This window comes from Fervidobacterium sp., assembly GCA_026419195.1.
GTDB lineage: Bacteria > Thermotogota > Thermotogae > Thermotogales > Fervidobacteriaceae > Fervidobacterium.
In genome coordinates this window covers 31,854-46,454 of sequence record JANZZV010000011.1, presented here as the reverse complement: position 1 = coordinate 46,454, position 14,601 = coordinate 31,854, and the positions used below count along the sequence as shown (strand labels likewise).

The 14,601-nt window shown below is 35.5% G+C and carries 17 protein-coding genes and 3 tRNA genes; 16 read left to right on the top strand and 4 right to left on the bottom strand.

Translation table 11 applies throughout. The features are described from left to right. Window positions 1-34 precede the first annotated feature (34 nt). The 4 genes from N2Z58_08430 to N2Z58_08415 all read right to left on the bottom strand — a co-directional run bounded on the left by N2Z58_08430 (window position 35) and on the right by N2Z58_08415 (window position 3,361). Window positions 35-694, bottom strand: coding sequence for a hypothetical protein (locus tag N2Z58_08430; protein ID MCX7654681.1), 660 nt, complete (start codon window positions 692-694; stop codon window positions 35-37). Between the two features lie 86 nt (window positions 695-780). Then, window positions 781-1,710 carry a CBS domain-containing protein gene (locus N2Z58_08425; GenBank protein ID MCX7654680.1) on the bottom strand — a complete coding sequence of 310 codons (930 nt, stop codon included), beginning with the start codon at window positions 1,708-1,710 and terminating at the stop codon, window positions 781-783. Between the two features lie 23 nt (window positions 1,711-1,733). Continuing rightward, complete coding sequence (locus N2Z58_08420; protein ID MCX7654679.1) at window positions 1,734-2,105, bottom strand: CoA-binding protein; 372 nt, start codon at window positions 2,103-2,105, stop codon at window positions 1,734-1,736. A 2-nt stretch (window positions 2,106-2,107) separates the two neighbouring features. After that, window positions 2,108-3,361: an HD domain-containing protein gene (locus N2Z58_08415; protein MCX7654678.1), complete on the bottom strand. Its 1,254-nt coding sequence runs from the start codon at window positions 3,359-3,361 to the stop codon at window positions 2,108-2,110. A 147-nt stretch (window positions 3,362-3,508) separates the two neighbouring features. On the opposite strand from N2Z58_08415, the gene N2Z58_08410 reads away from it, so the two are divergent. The 16 genes from N2Z58_08410 (at window position 3,509) to era (ending at window position 14,593) form a co-directional block, all read left to right on the top strand. Beyond that, window positions 3,509-3,583: transfer RNA gene (locus N2Z58_08410), tRNA-Glu, on the top strand. Between the two features lie 27 nt (window positions 3,584-3,610). Then, window positions 3,611-3,685 (top strand) — tRNA-Arg (locus N2Z58_08405). A 5-nt stretch (window positions 3,686-3,690) separates the two neighbouring features. Then, a tRNA-Lys gene (locus tag N2Z58_08400) sits at window positions 3,691-3,766 on the top strand. Between the two features lie 163 nt (window positions 3,767-3,929). Continuing rightward, window positions 3,930-4,460 (top strand): translation initiation factor IF-3, encoded by a 531-nt coding sequence (gene infC, locus N2Z58_08395; protein ID MCX7654677.1) that lies wholly within the window; start codon window positions 3,930-3,932, stop codon window positions 4,458-4,460. A 61-nt stretch (window positions 4,461-4,521) separates the two neighbouring features. Then, window positions 4,522-4,725 (top strand): 50S ribosomal protein L35, encoded by a 204-nt coding sequence (gene rpmI, locus N2Z58_08390; GenBank protein MCX7654676.1) that lies wholly within the window; start codon window positions 4,522-4,524, stop codon window positions 4,723-4,725. A 28-nt stretch (window positions 4,726-4,753) separates the two neighbouring features. Beyond that, entirely contained in the window at window positions 4,754-5,110 is a 357-nt protein-coding gene (gene rplT, locus N2Z58_08385; GenBank protein MCX7654675.1) for a 50S ribosomal protein L20, read from the top strand. A gap of 76 nt (window positions 5,111-5,186) precedes the next feature. Beyond that, the gene (locus tag N2Z58_08380; protein ID MCX7654674.1) at window positions 5,187-6,122 is read left to right on the top strand and encodes a cation diffusion facilitator family transporter; all 936 of its coding nucleotides are present in this window, start codon (window positions 5,187-5,189) and stop codon (window positions 6,120-6,122) included. After that, window positions 6,061-7,080: a hypothetical protein gene (locus N2Z58_08375; GenBank protein MCX7654673.1), complete on the top strand. Its 1,020-nt coding sequence runs from the start codon at window positions 6,061-6,063 to the stop codon at window positions 7,078-7,080. Before N2Z58_08380 ends, N2Z58_08375 begins: the two co-directional genes overlap by 62 nt. Before the next feature lie 63 nt (window positions 7,081-7,143). Beyond that, on the top strand, window positions 7,144-8,283 hold the full coding sequence (locus N2Z58_08370) for a DegT/DnrJ/EryC1/StrS family aminotransferase (GenBank protein ID MCX7654672.1): 1,140 nt from the start codon (window positions 7,144-7,146) through the stop codon (window positions 8,281-8,283). Window positions 8,284-8,321: 38 nt separating this feature from the next. After that, window positions 8,322-9,794: an apolipoprotein N-acyltransferase gene (lnt, locus tag N2Z58_08365; protein MCX7654671.1), complete on the top strand. Its 1,473-nt coding sequence runs from the start codon at window positions 8,322-8,324 to the stop codon at window positions 9,792-9,794. A 24-nt stretch (window positions 9,795-9,818) separates the two neighbouring features. Continuing rightward, complete coding sequence (gene dnaB / locus N2Z58_08360; protein ID MCX7654670.1) at window positions 9,819-11,159, top strand: replicative DNA helicase; 1,341 nt, start codon at window positions 9,819-9,821, stop codon at window positions 11,157-11,159. Between the two features lie 44 nt (window positions 11,160-11,203). Next, complete coding sequence (coaD, locus tag N2Z58_08355) at window positions 11,204-11,680, top strand: pantetheine-phosphate adenylyltransferase (protein MCX7654669.1); 477 nt, start codon at window positions 11,204-11,206, stop codon at window positions 11,678-11,680. Window positions 11,681-11,685: 5 nt separating this feature from the next. Beyond that, window positions 11,686-12,384, top strand: coding sequence for an ABC transporter ATP-binding protein (locus N2Z58_08350; protein ID MCX7654668.1), 699 nt, complete (start codon window positions 11,686-11,688; stop codon window positions 12,382-12,384). Further along, window positions 12,381-12,689, top strand: coding sequence for a hypothetical protein (locus tag N2Z58_08345; protein MCX7654667.1), 309 nt, complete (start codon window positions 12,381-12,383; stop codon window positions 12,687-12,689). Before N2Z58_08350 ends, N2Z58_08345 begins: the two co-directional genes overlap by 4 nt. Further along, window positions 12,667-13,683, top strand: a complete 1,017-nt coding sequence (locus tag N2Z58_08340) for a DNA polymerase III subunit delta (protein MCX7654666.1) — start codon at window positions 12,667-12,669, stop codon at window positions 13,681-13,683. Before N2Z58_08345 ends, N2Z58_08340 begins: the two co-directional genes overlap by 23 nt. Before the next feature lies 1 nt (window position 13,684). Continuing rightward, the gene (era, locus tag N2Z58_08335; GenBank protein MCX7654665.1) at window positions 13,685-14,593 is read left to right on the top strand and encodes a GTPase Era; all 909 of its coding nucleotides are present in this window, start codon (window positions 13,685-13,687) and stop codon (window positions 14,591-14,593) included. Window positions 14,594-14,601 lie beyond the last annotated feature (8 nt).

The following is a 14,601-nucleotide window of genomic DNA, read 5'->3' as shown; positions in this document are numbered from 1 at the left end:
CTGCATTATTGCAGGGGGTGATGAAAAAGAGCAATTACTTTTGCATTGGTGTCCCCTTTGTGGCTTCCATCATTACATCATTCAAGTTTTTGAAGAAGTCAACACCTTGTTTTCCAAGTTCCTCAACTGTTCTTTGAACTTGCGCATCAAGTTCGACAAGTTTCAATATTGCACCAGGATCGTAAACGAGTAAAGAGTAAGTGTTAACAATATTGCCTTTTTTAACTCTCCATACAGCAAAGACATATGCACCGGAAACTCTTCCCTGAGCAAAAAGTTCGCTGACTCTTTTGTACGCACTAACTGAAGCACTAACAATATCTTGTTTTTTACCAGAGACCTGGACATTCTGCAGCTGACCTTCAACTAATTGGGCAAATGTAGTTACCTTTGCGTTCAAAAACTCTGCTACCTGCTGGAATGCTCTTATTTTTGCAACTTCTTGATCTTGTGCCGTACCTGTACCTTGAGCTTCACCTACGAATGCCACAAGCTGATTCTTTTGCTTCAGACTTTTCACAGCATTTGCTTGTGCTTGGTTTATAAACGTAACTTCTGCATCGTCTGGAATCATCCAAATCTTGACACCATCAACTTCAATATATCTCTCTTTTGGCATAAGTAAGAATATACCACCAACTATTAAAACAGCCGCTAAAACACCTACAAGTACCCACATCATCGTGTTATCCACAAAAATCCCCTCCTATTTGTAGGGTAGTTTAACAAAAATATCTACGATCTTTAGACTCACAATTTTTGAATTTCGTTCATAAGATTTTAGTTTAAGTAGAAAACCATTTCAACAACAACGCCTTTTCCCTTTTCGGAAAGTACAACCATCTTATCTGAAAAGCGCCGCATGTTTGGTAAGCCCATACCGGCACCAAATCCTAGTTCGCGCACATAATCTGGTGCTGTTGAGTATCCTTCTTTCATTGCAAGCTCGATGTTCTCTATCCCTTTTCCTGTATCTTCCACTCTGATGATTATTCTATCATCTGCTATGAAACAATAAAGTTCACCCTCACTACCACTGTGAATTACCACATTGGTTTCTGCCTCATAAGCCGCTACTGCCACTCTTCTAACAACATTGTCTTTGACTCCTTTGCTGAGCAAAAATTTTTTCAGTTGAGCTGCACCAACTCCAGCAAGATTGACATCAAAATAATCTATCTTGAAATAAAAATCGGCTCCCTTCTTATTTATTTCTTCTCCTGTGATTAGAGATCTGTTCAGTATATCGGAATCAAGCACTTCTTTCCGCCTTTCATCGTGAAGGTACAACAAACCAAGACGTGTTGCTACAGCAGCTAAGATGTCGTTTTTTGTAACTATGCCAACAAGTTTTTGTTCGCTATCGATAACGGGAAATCTTCCATATTTATACCTCTCAAATTGTTTTATCACATCCTGAAGAGTCGCATCACTGTTTAAACAAACAACATTTTTGGTCATGTGTTCCGAAACTTTTTCGTTTAGTGTGCCATTTTCAAGACATTTGATTATATCTTCAATGCTTATAATTCCCACAACTTTACCATCTTCATCTAGCACCGGCACACCTGAGATTCTTTTAAGCCTTAATATCTCTTTCACTTGAGCCACTGTTCTGTCTGGTTTTACATATACAACATCCTTTGTCATAAATTCCGCAACTTTTATATTCGCAAATACTTTTTGCACTTTTTCAAGAATTTCTGTCACAAGACTTCACTCCATATCAACTTTTATTTTGTTTCTACCATTATACATTTTGAAAAAGAAAATTCCGCGTCCTTAAGGGTTTTAGAGTAAGTTATTATGTCATCCGATTCAGCACCTGGTTGGAACCAAAATTTTCTAAAACCAAATTTGTAGGCTTTCTTCATTTCTTCAAGTCCGATTTGTGGTGGAACAACGAAGACTAAAAGTTCGACATCTTTTGGTAATTCTTGTACGCTCCTGTACGTTTTTATTCCTTCGATTTCCTCGTAATTTGGATTAACGGGGAATACGATGTAACCTTTCTTCACCAGATCTTTCAAAATTATGTTACCAAACTTTTCTTTGTTTTTTGTTGCGCCGATCAAGGCTATTTTTTTAATTTTATCAATAACCATAGCTATCCCTCCGCTAAACTTTTTTCAAAATTGGATATATCTTCCTGAATAGATGACATAAAGTCAATCTTATCAAAATTATAACCACCATACACAAGTTCTTTGAGGATGTTTGCTGGTCCCTTGTCAAGAGTTCCATTTTCAACAGCACGAGCAACTTCCTCAAAAGCTTTTTCAGGAGTATTAGGCCCCCTATAAGGCCTTGGTTCAAGAACTGCTACAAAGTAGTCTGCTACTTGAAGAATTTTATCTTTGAATGTCATTTGATCACCCTTCAATTTCCATGGATAACCGCTTCCGTCAATTCTTTCCTGATGTCTCACGGCAGGCAAAAACCAAGGTTCATCTTTATGATTATCTAAAATAACGTAGCTATAATACACATGCTTCCTCATAATCTCCATTTCTTGCGGTGTTAGTTTTCCCTTTTTTTCTAAAACTTGTACAGGTGTTGTAATCTTACCTATATCGTGGAACAAACCAGCGATAAAAAATTCTTCATCCTTTAACATTATCTCTTTTGCTATTGCTGAAGATACCTTTGCAACCCTCCAGGAATGTTCTCTTGTGAACTGACTTTTTGAATCTATTATGTAAGATAAAACGGCACCTATCTCTACAATCTGTTCAAAGGTTGGATTTATATCAAAACTGTATTCCAAAATTAACTTTTCTCTGTTGTAACCGGCTTTTATATCGTATAGCATCCACCTTACGTATTCTTTTTTTAACACTTTTTTTGCAGCTTCGTAGATGAAGTCGAAATATCTGTTACTGATGGTAGAAAGTGGTATCATTATATCATCATAACTAAGTTCTTCATCGTTTACAAGGACGTACTTGGAGATTTCTTCGCTTATCGATAGTATGTTTGCATAAACGTTATCTAAAATGGTATCGTTCAGATAGTGAGGCATCGAATGATGAAGAAGAGTAGATGACGAAATGTTTTTGAACTTCTCTGTCAAAACAGAGATTTTAGAAATCTCAAACGCCGATATAAGAGTGTGATCTTTAGTAGGTGATTCGTGGGTAGGAATATCCTGATGAATTAAAAATTGATTGTCGATATCGTCCAATATTATACCTTTGTGAGGGGTTAAAACACCTATATCGTGAAGCACGCCACAATAAAAGGCTTCCAAAGCATCCAAACCTAAGGAATTTGCTATCTGCGATGCTAAAAAACCTACTTGAAAAGAATGTATACCAAACCGTGGTACGAAGAGAATAGTTTTTAACAATACGTCTATCATTGGACCACCTCAAAATAATTATAACACAAATTATGCTATATTTGTCACACAAGAAAAAAGTACTTGACTTTTTTTAGGCTTGTGCTAATATATATCACGGTCAGTAATTATTTTACCAAATTTCAGCTTTTGGCATTTTCAATCTTTGGCCCCATAGGATAACGGCTAGTCCATCGGATTCTCAGTCCGAGGGTCGGGGTTCGATTCCCCGTGGGGCTGCCAGATGTAATATAACAACGTTAGTTAACAGCCCCCATAGTTCAAAGGATAGAACGGCGGATTCCTAATCCGCAAATGGAGGTTCGATTCCTCCTGGGGGCACCATGATCGGGCCGCTAGCTCAGTAGGTAGAGCACCTGACTCTTAATCAGGTGGCCGTGGGTTCGAATCCCACGCGGCCCACCAAAAGGTATGATAATTTGGAAGTGGAGGCGCCCGGCTTCCCACCTAACAGCGCAGGCTCGTTAGGTATTTTGAGGTGATAGCTTTTAGTAAATAATTAATCGAAAAGATTTAGGCGGGCGTCGAGTCCGCCTAAACTTTTTTAATAATATATGTTAACAGGAGGGTGAAAACTATTAAAAACGAGAAAGAGAAAATTATAAAAAACGAAGAAATTCCATTCAGTGAGGTTCGAGTAGTTGACGAAGAAGGCAAAGCTATTGGAATCATGTCAAAGTCTGCTGCCATTGATTTTGCAAGGTCAAAAGGTTTGGACTTGATATTGGTAGCCCCAAATGCTCAACCACCAGTTGCCCGTGTACTGGATTATGGAAAATACAAGTACGAATTGTCAAAGAAGGAACAGAAAGCAAAGAAAAATCAAAAGATTATTGAAGTTAAGGAAATGAAGTTCAGACCAGTTATAAATGAACATGATTATCAAACGAAACTAAAACATATAAAGAGATTCTTGAACGATGGAAACAAAGTTAAAGTTACTGTAATGTTCAGGGGAAGAGAATTGGCTTTCGTTGAAAAGGGTAAGGAAATATTAGACAGGATCGCTAAGGATATTTCTGATATTGGGAATGTAGAAAAGGAAGCTAAAATGGAAGGTCGAGACATGTGGATGGTTTTGAAACCAAAGAATTTATAGTTTTGATCAACTCATAATTCGTTACCTGTAACTTCTTACCAATAAGACAGGAGGGATAAACATGGCTAAGAGGAAAATGAAGACAAGCAAAACAGCCGCAAAGCGCTTCAGGGTTACAAAGAATGGAAAAATCATGAGAAGACATGCAAATGCATGGCATAAAACAGGTAAGAAAAGAAGATCAACGTTGAGAGCTCTAAGACTTGAAGATGTTGTTTCAAAATCTGACGAAGCAAGGATTCTCAGGTTACTTGGTAGAAAATAAATAGATCTTTGAAAAGGAGGAAGTGTATATGCGCGTCAAAAATGCTTTAAATTCGAAAAAGAAGAAAAAGAAATTTCTTAAATTTGTGAAAGGATTCAGAGGTGCTTTAAGTAGAAGATATACACTAGCTAAGCAGTCGTATTACAGGGCTTTAAAATTCGCATTTGATGGAAGGAAAAATAAAAAAGGTAATTTCAGAAAATTGTGGATAACAAGAATAAACATCGCAGCGAGAAATGAAGGGCTGAAATACAATGAACTTATTCACGGATTGAAGCTTGCAAATGTTGCAATTAATAGAAAGATGCTTGCAGAACTTGCCGTGAATGATCCAGAAAGTTTCAAAGAGTATGTGAATATAGCAAAGGTGGCGCTTGGAAAGTAAGGATGATAATGAATCTCATTAACAAGGGGTTAGAAAAGCCCCTTGTTTTTTATTCGTAAAGATTGGAGGAATTAGTATGGAAAGCTCGGCAGAAAGGGAACTAAAAATAGTTTCAACTATTGCCGTTGTCACTAATCTTATACTTGCAGTGATAAAGGTAAGCATAGGATTAATATTTAAAAGTATGGCAGTTCTTGCTGATGGTATTGATACTTCAACGGATATACTTACATCTTCGACAATGCTTGTATCGACTGTAATATCGCGTAGACCAGCCGATAAGGAACATCCGTATGGACACCAGAAAGCCGAAAACATAGGAGCAAAGGTCATATCTTTTGTCATATTTTATGCAGGTCTTACACTTTTAATTGAGAGCGCAAAAAGATTGATAACAGGTGAACACGAAATACTTTCAGGTGTGCTTCCGCTTTTAGCAGCGGTCATATCCGTAATTGGAAAGACTTTCCTGTTTGCAATAGAATATTCAGCTGGTAAGAAAAACAAAAGCTATGCTATGATTGCAGAAGCAAAGAATATGCGGAACGATATTATGATGTCTGGATTGGTGTTTCTCGGTGTATTTTTAAACAAAATTGGTTTATCTTGGATGGATCCGCTTGTTGGTTTGATCATGTCTGGTATAATAATAAAAGTAGCATGGGAAGTTTTCGAAGAGAATGCTCACGAATTGATGGATGGACTGAAGGAAGAGGAAATGTGGATATATGAAAAGATCTTCAATGCTTGTAAAGTATGTGGTGCATCAAATCCACACAAGGTAAGAGTTAGAAAAATAGGTGGAAAATTTGATATCGATATGGATGTTGAAGTTGATGAGCATATGAGTGTTAGGGAAGCTCATGATATAACAAAGTGTATAAAAGAAAAACTTTGTGATACTAAAAATATTTACGATGTCGTTATTCATGTTGAACCGGAGGATAACGATGAAAAAGAACCGTACGGCCTTTCTGAAAATAAAGATTCTAATAATAGTGATTCTAAGTAACTTTTTGGCATTCTCACTTACTGTTGAAGATATCATTGCAAAATCTAAAGTAGACCCAGAATTTGCTTGGGATATGTATTTGTTGTATATTTCTAATCAACAAACTTCAGATACCGAAACTATAGACAAGTTAGGTAAATTCCTACACGCCAAACGCAAGTTAAAAGATTACGAGTTCGCAGTTAAAGAAGACATCGAGGGACTTGTGAATTTTTTAAAGTCTGCTTCTTTGACAAAGGTTATGAGGTATTACCTAATTGATATATTTAACAAAGATACACTCCTTGATTATGCCATAAATAACGTGCAAAATAATCCAGATGTTTTATACTTGTTTGATGTGATTATCGATGTAATAAACGAATATGATTATGAAAAAATCTCGGAAGAACTAATAAACGTACTCTTAAAAGATGGAGGCAAAAAAGGTTATGTTCAAATACTCTCAAAAGTCCAAAGCAAAGATAAGTTGTTAAGGAGCATTGTAAAGGTTCTTTTCGAAAAGTTATCCAAGGAAAAAACTGAAGAAAAAAAACAAAGGTATTTGGAAATTTACAATTCGATTGTTGAGTACTATCCAGAATACAAAGAACCAAATTTAAAAAGTTCTTACAAATCAAGTACACCTGCTCTTAAAAATTTACAAGAAAATATACAAAAATTACTGGAAATTATTTCAAAGAAGATGTTCAGCTCACTAAAATATCTTTTGCTGTTAGTTGTAGCTGTTTGTATTTTGTTGTTTTCGATTCTTCTTTCTTTCCCAATAGTTAGATATTATGTTTGGTTAACTTTTGGGATCTGGAGGAAAGCTGCTTTGAATTATAGAAAAGTCGTTGAAAAAGACCCGTTGAACGAAAACAAAAGGTTAAAGCTAGCTCAGTTATACGAAAAGGCAGGAATGTACGATGAAGCATTGAACGAATACAATTTCCTAAAAAGAATAAAACTTGAATAGGGCAATGTTATGTAAATCGATGATATAATACAATTGAAAAAAGTAAAAAGGATGTGAAGAGGATTGAAAAAAGTCCAGCTTTCAAGTCCGCAGATATCTCAATCTGATATAGATGTGGTTGTTCAGGTTCTCAAGTCAGGAAGGTTAAGTATAGGTCCTTACACTGAAGCGTTTGAAAAAGTTATTGCTGAATTCACTGGTCTTAGGTATGCTGTTGCAGTCTCCAGCGGTACAAGTGCGCTGCATCTTATATTAAAAGCCGCTAATTTTAATGAAAAATCACTCTTAATAGTACCTTCTTTTACATTTGTTGCCTCTGCCAATGTAGCGCTTTTTGAAAAAGGTAAAGTTGCCTTTGTAGATATACAGCCAGATACAATGAATATTGATCCTTTCGCGTTAGAATATGTGCTTGACAAATGTTCAAAAGAGTATTCGGAAATATACTTGATGGGGGTTGACATTTTTGGTCATCCGATGGACTGGGATAAAATAACAGAAATTTGCTCAAACTACAACGTAACAATTATCGAAGATTCCTGTGAAGCACTTGGTAGTGAGTATAAAGGCAAAAAAGTAGGAACTTTTGGAATCGCGGGTGCATTTGCATTTTATGCTAATAAGCAAATCACAACAGGAGAAGGAGGAATAATTGTAACTAACGACGAAACTGTTTACAAAATTTCAAAGTCTCTTAGAAATCAGGGAAGAGGAGAAGGCTCAGAGTGGCTTGTGCATGAATATGTAGGTTATAACTATAGAATTGATGAAATGTCAGCAGCATTGGGTTGGTCACAGATGCAAAGAATTGATGAAATCATAAATAGAAGAAGTGATGTTGCAAATAGATACAACAAACTTTTGTCAAAATTAGGTATTCAAATTCCAGTTGTAAAAGATTATGTTACAAGAATGTCTTGGTTTGTTTACGTTATTCGATTACCAGAACATGTAGATAGATTGACTCGACAAAGAATTATGGAATACTTGGAAATGGAAGGTGTGCAGGTAAGAAGTTATTTTGAACCAGTTCATCTTCAAAAACCTTACAGAGAATTAGGATGGAAAGAGGGAATGCTCCCCGTTACTGAACAAGTTTCAACCAGAACAATTGCTTTACCATTCTATACTGATCTAACGTTGGAAGATCAAGAATACGTTGTTGAAAAGTTAAAAAATGCCCTTGAATTGTTCATAAAATAAAGTTTGAAAGATTGAATGAAAGAATAAGGGGGATTTACATGTTGGATACTATACTTAATGTTTTACTTTCTTCTCTTTTACTCACAGCAGCAATGCCTGGTTACATTTACGGAGGTTTTGTTTTTTTTGCTCTGATTCCGTTATTTTTTGCTCTTGACAAGAAAGGTCCGATAGTAGGTGGATTGATATGTTTCCTTTACTTTTTCCTATTTTCTTTTCTCAACTTTAACTACTTGATCCCAATTTTAACAAAAGGATTACCAGAATTATTTGGAAGGTTTTCTCCTTTGACGGGAATCTTTATTTACATACTTTTTTGTATCATAGAGGCAATACCTTTTATAATTTTTGGAATCTTTTACGGACTTTGGAGTCAAAAAATTAGATTTAGAGTACTTGAACCAATTTTTGTAGCTTCCCTGTACGTTATTTCAGATTTCTTGAGGGGAATTGGCGATATAGGATTTACAGGTGGTAGGTTAAGCGATGCTTTATACAATTTTAAGGGTTTACTACAGATTCTACCATTTACAGGAACACTTGGTTTAGTTTTTTTAATTACAGTGGTAAATTATGAATTTTACAGGATATTAAAAAAGAACAAGTGGAATATGCCATATGTGCTGTCTATATTTGCTGGAATCATTTTGATAAACGGAGTTGTTGAATCACAATTACCTAAAAGTATTGGAAGTAAACCTGTTGTTTTAGCTCAGACAAATGTGCCACAAAATGTGAAATACAACTATCCATCAGAAAAGATACTGCGATATCTCGAGCAAAAGTTTTCTGAAGTGCCGGATTATTTGATAATATTTCCAGAAGCTGTTTTCCCCGGAGAGGATATCAGAAATTCTGATATTGAGAAAAGATTACTGAACACATTTGGGGATAAAACCATAGTTATTGGATATCCTACAGTGGAAGAAAAAGATGTGTTTAATAGTCTGCATATCTATTCGAAAGGGAAATACATTGGTAGATATGACAAAGTTAAGCTCTTTCCATTTGTTGAAATGTTACCTTACAAATCTGTATTCGGCAAGTTTGACTTTCTTAAAGGAATATATTACTTTACTGCAGGTACTCAAAAAAGTATCAATATAGAGAAATACGGAAACGTTGGTATGATAATTTGTTTTGAATCTTTCTTTCCTTCCGTTGTAAGAAAATTAGCAACTCAGTCTGAATTTATCGTAGTATCAACTAATGATGGATGGTATAACTCACAGATAGCTTTGATGCAGCACTTTGTGCAAATGATATTCAGGGCAGTTGAGAACAATCGATATTTTGTACAAGTTTCGAACACGGGGATAAGTGGAATTTCCGATCCGTTCGGCAATTTTCAATTACTACCTGAGAAAACAAACTGGAAGATTTTATATGTTGATCCGATTAATAAAATAACATTTTACAACAAACATGGGGATTACATTTTTCTTGTTTCGTTGTTAATGGTTATAACCGCTGGGTTAACAGCTAAAAGAAAAAATTACATGTTTGACTGATTATAGTGTTCAGGAGGGTGATATGTGAAGAACATTCCAGCAAATATAGAGGCTGAACAGGCATTAATAGGTAGTATATTTATAGAACCGGAAAGATTAGATAATATAGTTTCCATAGTTAGTTCAGCGGATTTTTATGATCAGCGTCATAGATATATTTTCTCAGTTATAGAACAACTACATGATGAAGGATTACCTATTGATATTATCTCGGTCTGTGACAGGTTAAAGGATCAGGGTTTGTTAGAAAAGGTAGGAGGAGAATTGTACGTTGCTCAACTTGCCGATAACGTTCCGACATCAGCACACGCGGAAGTCTATGCTCAGATTGTGCGCGATAAATCGATATTAAGGGAACTAATTGCTGCTGGCAGTCAAATTGTTCAAAATGCTTATTCCGATAGTGATGTGGATGAGATACTTGATGAAGCAGAAAGATTAATTTTCAGAATAGCAGAATCTAAGGCTACTAAAACCTATGTAGATGTAAAAAGTGCATTGACAGAAGTATTTGAGCACTTGGAGGATTTACGTTCCAAACACCTTAAGGGATTAAGTGGACTGGTTACAGGTATACCAACTGGATTTAAAAGGCTTGACGAGATGACATCCGGATTTCATAAGTCTGATCTTATAATAATAGCTGCAAGACCAAGTGTTGGAAAAACAGCGTTTGCATTAAACATAGCAAAGAATATGTCAACAATTGGCGAAGCATCTGTTGGAATCTTCAGCCTTGAAATGAGCAGAGAACAGCTTATTCAAAGGTTGTTGTGTATGGAATCGCTTGTAGATCTTCAAAAAGTGAGAAGAGGTTGGCTGAGTGACGACGAGTGGAAAAGGCTCGTGCAAGGCGCGTCAAAATTGATGAAGGCAAATATTGTAGTAGACGATGAATCCAATCTTGAACCAAGAGTTTTAAGAGCAAAGGCAAGAAGAATGAAGAAGGAATACAACGTGGATGCTATATTTATAGATTATCTTCAACTAATGAATTTAGGTGACAGAAGAGATAGTAGACAACAAGAGATTTCTGAAATCTCCCGTTCCCTAAAACTTTTAGCAAGGGAACTTGATATTTCAATAATAGCACTCTCACAGCTATCAAGGGCTGTTGAACAAAGGGAAGATAAGAGACCAAGACTTAGTGATCTTAGAGAGTCTGGAGCTATAGAACAAGATGCAGACGTTGTCATATTTCTTTACAGAGACGAGTATTACAAAAAACAGCATATAGACCTTCCTCATGAAACTGAAATAATAATAGGCAAGCAGCGAAATGGACCTATTGGTACTGTTACTCTGATGTTTAATCCTTCATTTACTAATTTCTTTGAGGCAGATGTATTTCATAAAGAGGAATGAGGTAAAACAGCAAGCCAAACTTTTAATTGGAGGAATCTAAAATGATAAAAGCTGCTTATCCTGGATCTTTTGATCCAATAACTTATGGTCACATAGATATTGCAAAAAGAGCTTCGAAACTATTTGATGAACTGTACGTTGTTGTTATGGAAAATAAAAGAAAGACTTACACATTTACTGTTGATGAAAGAATTGAAATGGTAAAAGAATGTCTCAAAGATATACCAAATATAAGGGTTGAAAGTTTCTCCGGATTACTTGTAGAATACACAATTAAGAATAAGATTGACGTTGTAATTCGTGGATTAAGAGCAGTAACAGACTTTGAGTATGAGCTCCAAATGGCACTCGCAAATAAAGAGATCTGTAACGGTGTAGAAACTGTATTTCTTATGACAGACAAGAGCTTTTCTTTTCTTTCGTCTAGTCTTGTAAAAGAAGTTGCTTCTTTTGGTGGTAAAATTTCCCAATGGGTACCGGAGAATGTGGAAAAGAAACTTCTGGAAAAGTATAAGAGGTGAATTCTGTGTCTAACTCAAAAGATATTATCGTATCAGCCGAAAGTTTATCAAAAGTCTATGGAAGTGGAAATTCAAAAGTCGTAGCATTGGATAATGTAAACTTAACCATCTACAAAGGGGAAATAATTGCAATATTAGGTCCTTCTGGATCGGGTAAGACTACATTGCTTAACCTGTTAGCTGGCTTAGACTTACCAACAACCGGTCGTGTTGTAATCGATGGTGTGGAAATTACAAGTTTGAGTGAAGAAGAAAAGACAAGATTTAGGGCGAGAAATATGGGATTCATATTCCAGTTTTTCAACCTTGTTCCAGTTTTAACAGCCATAGAAAATGTTGAACTTCCAATGTTGCTCAACAAGTACCCGATCTCTGAGGCAAGAAGAAGAGCACTTGAATTACTTGAGAAAATGAACATTTTACATAGAAAAGATGCGTATCCACCCCAGCTTTCTGGTGGAGAACAGCAGAGAGTATCTATAGCACGTGCTTTATCGACAAAACCAAAAATAATTTGGGCAGACGAGCCCACTGGAGCTCTTGATTCGAAAAATGGTGAACAAATAAAAAATCTCATCATTCAACTCAATAAAGAATTAAGAACGACATTTGTTATCGTAACACACGACCCATCCGTTGCACAAATTGCCGACCGAATCGTGAAAATGGAAAGTGGAAAGATAGCCGAGATAATCGAAAAATGAGGATCAATATACTCCTTTTAATTGGAACATCGAAACTCAAGTTAAAAATAAGATCTGGAAAACTTTCAGAATACCAGCAAGAAAAATACTTACCGGGCAAACAAGAGAGACAAAAGGTAGCTGTATGTTTGGTTCACGGAAAGAAAAAATCCAACAGACAGTTCACGTCTACAAAGAAAGAAATAACAAGATTAATGTTTCATATGATAATGATGTACAAATTGCTTTTAAGAAACTTTAAGGTTAACTTTCAAATTGTGAAAACGAAAAGGGGTACTAAAAATGTTAGTTTACCTTACTGGTGATTCTGAATTGAGAAAAGAGCTTTACATACGTGAATTTCTCAAAAAAGAAAAAAATTGTGAATACAGAAAGATATTTTCGGATGAAAATGGGAAAATCCAAGAATTGATCAACGCCTCTATGAGTGGAGGGTTATTTTCAAATAGGAAGATATACGATCTTGTAGATTTCGATCAATGGTCAAAGTCGGAGAGAGAAGAGTTTTCTAAAATAGATTTTTCTAAAGAGGAGCTCATCGTTTTTGTACGAACAGAGAAGGTAGGTAAGGATGTAAAAGATTCTAAGCATGTATCAATACTAAGCTTTGAGAAACCTAAGGAGTGGGAAGAAGAAAAGTGGATAGAGTTCATAGTTGAAAACTCAAAATGGCTTGGTGTTGAATTATCAAACCAGATGGCAATAGAACTTTTCAGACTAATAGGAACGGACGAAATGGCACTCTTGACGGAACTCGAGAAGTTAAGAGTGTATTCTGATAGAATTTCTTTAGAAGACATAGGGGAGATAGTTTACAAAAGAACTGTAAGTAAACTTGATGAATTCTTATTTGCTTTAAGTGAAATGCAGTTAGTAAAAGCCTATGGATTAATCGACGAGGTGGTCAAGCAATATGAACCTGTTATTGTAGTCTATTCGTTAAGTAAGCATTTTATTGATCTAATGCAAATTGTTGTTCTTTGCAGTGGAAAACCATTTTATTCATGGCCAGAAATTGTGGAAATCTCCAAAAAAACTTCAGTCCCTATACCAAAAGTAGCCAGATTTGTCGGATTCAAATTCAAAGATTCAAAATATATGCCTGTAAACCATATGGAAATGTATACTCCAAAGAAAATTAAATCCATTTTGGAAATTTTGTATTATATTGACAGACAAGTAAAATTGGGAAATGAACTGAAAATACTTCTGCTGGACTTTATTCAAAAACTCAAAAACTTAGATAAGCACATTGAAGCTGCAGAGGTCTCAACACCATTAGAAGAAGGTGAAGATTGATATGGAATCAAAAAAATCTGGATTTGTTTGTTTTGTAGGAAAGCCAAATGTTGGTAAATCTTCAATAATAAATTCGATAATGAAGAGAAAAGTTGTTATTGTTTCAGAAAAACCTCAAACAACTAGAAACAGGATAAATGTGGTATACAACGATGGCGAAAGTCAAATAATTTTTGTTGATACACCAGGTATCCACAAACCACTTCACAGGCTAGGAGAATACATGGTAAGAGCAGCTATTGAAGCTTTGAAGAATGTGGATATCTTGCTTTTCATAATAGATGCTAAGGAAGGATTCGAAAATTCCGAAGAATACATTACTCAGCATATAAATAGAGTACAAACACCAGTGATAGGTGTGATAAACAAGATAGACCTTGTTAAAAGAGAGAAAATAGATCGTATTAAAAATTTACTCCAAGAAAAAGTCAATAATCTTATTTGTACTGTTGATACTTCAGCGGTAACTGGGGAAGGACTCGATGAATTGCTAGGTAAGATAAAGGAAAATCTTCCTGAAGGTCCTCAATTTTACCCGGATGATGTTATTGTGGATAGACCTCTCTCATTTATTGTCGCAGAATTGATCCGAGAAAAGGTATTTCAATTCACGTACGAAGAAATTCCCCACTCAGTTGCTGTTATAGTAGAGGAAGTAAAAGAGAGAGAGAAAGGTGTAACATACATTAGGGCAAACATATACGTAGAAAGAGAGAGTCAAAAGGGAATAATTATAGGTCAAAAAGGACAAATGATAAAAAAGATAGGAGAGAGTGCAAGGAAGGATATTGAGTATTTTATAGAATCAAAGGTTTATTTGGACCTTTTTGTAAAAGTGAAAAAAGACTGGAGAAACAAAGATTTTATAATACTAAATGAAGTAGGAATGCGTGACGATATTGACGGCTAAGATAACTC